Source organism: Cellulomonas sp. P4_B5_2 (assembly GCF_056402235.1).
This window is the reverse complement of sequence record NZ_JBFUHU010000359.1, coordinates 1-3,537: the sequence shown is the minus strand read 5'-3', so window position 1 is coordinate 3,537 and position 3,537 is coordinate 1. Positions and strand designations below refer to the sequence as shown.

3 protein-coding genes are annotated in these 3,537 nt (G+C 71.7%); 2 read left to right on the top strand and 1 reads right to left on the bottom strand.

Translation table 11 applies throughout. The features are described 5' to 3' along the window. Positions 1 to 80: 80 nt before the first annotated feature. Entirely contained in the window at positions 81 to 803 is a 723-nt protein-coding gene (locus AC1DUQ_RS19375; RefSeq protein ID WP_477059369.1) for a DUF4129 domain-containing protein, read from the bottom strand. Positions 804 to 912: 109 nt separating this feature from the next. Here AC1DUQ_RS19375 and purB point away from each other — a divergent pair, with 109 nt between their 5' ends. Then, positions 913 to 2,334 (top strand): adenylosuccinate lyase, encoded by a 1,422-nt coding sequence (gene purB / locus AC1DUQ_RS19370; RefSeq protein WP_477074386.1) that lies wholly within the window; start codon positions 913 to 915, stop codon positions 2,332 to 2,334. A gap of 245 nt (positions 2,335 to 2,579) precedes the next feature. Further along, entirely contained in the window at positions 2,580 to 3,434 is an 855-nt protein-coding gene (locus AC1DUQ_RS19365; protein ID WP_477074387.1) for a hypothetical protein, read from the top strand. Positions 3,435 to 3,537: the final 103 nt, after the last annotated feature.

Here is a 3,537-nt window from a genome sequence, read left to right as displayed (position 1 = left end):
CGTCTGCACCGTCAGTCCCGCCGCCCACGCCGCCACGAAGCCGGCGCCGAAGCCGGCGAGCGGGCGCCAGTCCCACCACCTCATGCGTCCTCCTCGGCCCGTCGCCCGAGGTCGTCGGCGATCGCGGCCAGGCTCTCCCTGGCCCGCGCGACGTCCACCGGGGTGAGCACGTGCTCGGAGTACCGCGCCGCCAGGTACAGCTGCAAGAGGGCGCGCGTCGCGACCGGGTCCGCCCGCGTGGCGTCGAGCACCTCGACCGTGAACTCCGTCGCCGTCTCCGCACGGTCACGCACCAGCCCGCTGCGCTCCGCCGAGGCCTCCAGCGCGACCCACGCCGCGATCACCGCGTCCCCCGGCGGCACCTCGTCCTCGAGCACCTGCGCCGCCCGGCGGACCCCCTCGCGCAGCGCCGGCGTCGCACCGTCCAGGACGTCCCCGCCCAGCTCGATGTCCGGCACCGCCGAGTCGATCTCGTGCGGCGCACGCCGCTCCCGCATCGCCCGGATCCGTCGGACCAGCAGGGCGACCCCGATCACCAGCAGAGCGCCGATGACCGCGATGACCAGCAGGTAGATCCAGCGCTGGGCCTCCATCGTCATCTGCTCGCCGTCGAGGCCGGTCTCCTGCGGGACCGGGGTCGTCGTGTTCGTCGGCAGCACCGGCGGGGGGAGCGTGAACGGCGCACCGCCCTCGTTGCGCTGGCCGAGCCGGAACGGGCCTGCCAGGGCCGCGCCGATCACGGCCACCACCACGAACGCACCGACCAGCAGGACCGCGCTGGGCCTGCGTGCTGGCGGTGCCACGGGGCTCCTCGTCGTCGGGGGCCGGCGGGACGCGCCGGTGCGCCCAGGCTACTGACCTCGGTCCCGGACACCGCCGCACTCGACCGGACCGCTCTGGGACACTGGCGCCATGCCTTCTCGTGTCCGGCTCGCAGACGTCACGCCCCCCATCGCGCTCGGCCCGCTCGACGGTCGCTACCGTGCCGCGGTCGCGCCGCTGGTCGACCACCTGAGCGAGGCGGCGCTCAACCGCGAGCGGGTGCACGTCGAGGTCGAGTGGCTGATCCACCTGGCGCAGAACCAGGTCGTCCCGGGCGCCCCGACGCTCACGGCGGCCGACGAGCAGTACCTGYGGGACGTCGTCGACACGTTCGGACCCGACGAGGTCGCCGAGCTGGCCGCCATCGAGAAGATCACCGTGCACGACGTCAAGGCGGTCGAGTACTTCCTCAAGAGCCGGCTCGCGGCCGCGCCCGAGGGGTCGGCACTGCGGGACGTCGGCGAGCTGGTGCACTTCGCGTGCACGAGCGAGGACATCAACAACCTGTCGTACGCGCTGATGGTCCGCGGCGCGGTGCAGGACGTCTGGGCGCCGGCGGCGACCACCCTCGTCGACCAGGTTGCGGCGCTCGCGCACGAGCTCAAGGACCAGCCGATGCTGGCCCTCACGCACGGGCAGCCGGCGACCCCGACGACGCTCGGCAAGGAGCTCGCGGTCCTCGCGCACCGGCTGCGGCGGCAGCTGCGGCGGATCGCGTCCGACGAGTACCTGGGCAAGCTCAACGGCGCGACCGGAACCTACGGCGCCCACGTGGTCGCGGTCCCGGGTGCGGACTGGCCTGCGGTGAGCAAGGCGTTCGTCGAGCACCTGGGCCTGACCTGGAACCCGCTCACCACGCAGATCGAGTCGCACGACTGGCAGGCCGAGCTGTACGCCGACGTCGCCCGGTTCAACCGCGTGCTGCACAACCTGGCCACCGACGTCTGGACCTACATCTCGCGCGGCGTCTTCATCCAGATCCCCGTCGCGGGCGCCACCGGCAGCTCGACCATGCCGCACAAGGTGAACCCCATCCGGTTCGAGAACGCCGAGGCCAACCTCGAGCTCTCGTCGGCCCTGCTGGACACCCTGGCCAGCACCCTGGTGACCAGCCGGCTGCAGCGCGACCTCACCGACTCCACGACGCAGCGGAACATCGGCCCCGCGTTCGGGCACTCGCTGCTGGCCATCGACAACGTGGCCCGTGGCCTGCGCGCGCTGTCGGTCGACACCGTGCTGCTGGCCCGTGAGCTCGACGAGAACTGGGAGACGCTCGGCGAGCCCGTCCAGTCGGCCATGCGCGCTGCGTCCGTCGCCGGCGTGACCGGCATGGAGAACCCGTACGAGCGGCTCAAGGAGCTGACCCGGGGCCGGCGGCTGACGGCGGACGACATGCGCGAGTTCATCGGCGGGCTCGGGCTTCCCGACGACGTCGCCGCGCGCCTCGCCGCCCTCACGCCGGCGTCCTACACGGGGCTCGCGGGAGATCTGGTCATATACCTCGACTCGTGAGTCACCGCCAGAGCAACTAGGCCAATCGGGTGAACGCACGGCGCCCGCTTTGTCACTTCTGCATGCCTTCCGACGGAAGACGAAACGGTTCGACGGGACCGCTCTCAGCCCTCTGACCTGCATCTTCACTCAAATGAGTGATCTCTCCTGGACACGTGCCCTATTTGGGTTGCACAATCGTGCACCGACCGGTCGGAAACATCCGGTTCATCCCTTTTCTGGCAAGGAAGCCCATCGTGACGCTCATGCAGAAGGCGATCACGCCAGCGCTCACCCGCGCTCACCTCACCGCGGGACACGATCGCCTGGCGGGGTACGTGGTGCGCGCTGAGGACGTCGCCTTCGCGACGACTCCGGCCCAGCTGTTCGAGGTGCACGGACTCGGCTACGAGGGCACGCCCTTCAGCCCGTACGACCGGTCCATCGACGTGCTGCGCTTCGAGTCGTCCCCGCAGCTGCAGTACCGCGACGTGCCTGGCTACATCCTGCCGCTGTGGTGGCTGCGCCACTCCCGCATCCCCCCGGGCGCCGAGCTCATCCGCATCTACGACAACGGCACGTCCACGCTGCTGGCCCGCTACGGCGACGTCGGTGCCGGCTGGACGGTGACGCAGCTGGGCGCACCCCGCCCCTCGCTCGCCTCGCTGTCCCGCTGCGTCGGGCCTGTCGCCAAGTGGCACGGCGCCTACCTCGAGGCCGACGTGGTCGACGGCGGCCACACCGTGGTCCTCGCCCTGGCCAACCCCCCGCTGGCCGAGACCGGGTTCCACCAGTCGCCGTCGGGCCGCTGGTACCGCCGCGTGGCCCGTGAGGACGTCTCCGAGCTGTTCGAGCTGGACCTGACGGCGCGCTGGAACGGCCTCAGCGTCCGCGTCGTCGACCAGTGGCAGGACGCCCAGCGCTACGTCGTCGCCCGCATCTCGCACCTCGGCGACGACATCGAGCGCGCGGAGCGCCTGCACCTCAACCGCGTCGAGGCGGGCGTCTACGAGGGCATCGTCTACGCCGCCGAGCTGACCGACATCCAGACCAACCAGGTGGTCCCTCACACCTGGGCCCCCGGACCTGCTGCTCCCCGACAGCAGGTGGTGCGCTCCTGAGCGCACGGAACCGAGGGTTCCTCACCAGGGTCACGCCAGCGTTGCTGTGACCCTCGCGGAACGCSTGCCGGGCCTGGCCCTCCCCCCCGTCCAGGCCCGGCAC